The sequence below is a fragment of the Polaromonas sp. P1_G4 genome (assembly GCF_056405475.1).
Genome location: NZ_JBFUCA010000896.1, coordinates 1 through 1011 on the forward strand (window position 1 = coordinate 1; position 1011 = coordinate 1011).

Here is a 1011-nt window from a genome sequence, read left to right on the forward strand (position 1 = left end):
GGACAACGTCGTGCTGACTCCGCACATGGCCAGCGGAACCTGGCAGACGCGCAAGGCCATGGCGGATCTGGCGGTGGCCAATCTGAGTGCTCACTTCGCAGGCCAGCCACTGCTCAGTCCGGTCCCTGAATGCCAGTAAGAGACTCCTTCGAAAGAGTTCCAGAAGATGAGCCCGGGACCGGGTGCTGTACCGCGGGTTTTCCATAGAAAACCGGCGTTTCAATCATCATATGATAGCAAGCGCTAAGAGCTGAGCGACCCGGTTAGACAGTTCAACAACCACAGGAGACAAAGCAATGAAGATCAGGACAATTCTTGCCAGCGCGATGATCGCGGGGGGCCTGCTCGCAGGCGGCCACGCTGTCGCGCAAGACAAGCTCACCGTCTGGTGGGTCAAGGGCTTCTACCAGGCGGAGGACCAGGCACTCTTCGACGCCATCAAGAAGTACGAAGCCAAGCACAAGGGTGTGAAAATCGAGCTGTCGCAGTACCCGATCCAGGACATGATCCCCAAGACCGTGGCTGCGCTGGACTCTGGTAACCCGCCTGACGTCGCCTATGCCGACGTGTATGACTTCCAGGTCACGAGCAAGTGGGCCTATGACGGCAAGCTGGAAGACATCTCCAGCGTGATCAACCCGATCCGCGCGCGTTTCGCCCCCAACACGGTGGAGACGACGTTCCTGTGGAACGACGCAGCCAAGACCCGCGCCTACTACGCCTTTCCGATCAAGCAGCAGACCATGCACATCGAGTACTGGATCGACATGCTCAACGATGCGGGCTTCAAGGAGTCCGACATCCCGACCGATTGGAAGGGCTACTGGTCTTTCTGGTGCGACAAAGTGCAACCGGCTTATCGCCAGAAGAGCGGCAACCGCACCTTCGGCATCGGCCAGCCCCTGGGCGTGGACTCGAGCGACTCGTTCTTCTCCTTCCTGACCTTCATGGATGCGTACAACGTGAAGCTGGTGAGCGACAGCGGCAAGCTGCTGGTCGATGACCCTAACG

1 protein-coding gene and 1 pseudogene are annotated in these 1011 nt (G+C 59.1%); both read left to right on the plus strand.

The window, feature by feature from the left end:
* A pseudogene (locus tag AC1D1X_RS24265) lies at positions 1–139 on the plus strand (2-hydroxyacid dehydrogenase); the annotation flags it as partial.
* Between the two features lie 157 nt (positions 140–296).
* A partial coding sequence (locus AC1D1X_RS24270) for an ABC transporter substrate-binding protein (protein WP_477699482.1) occupies positions 297–1011 on the plus strand: 715 nt, incomplete at its 3' end.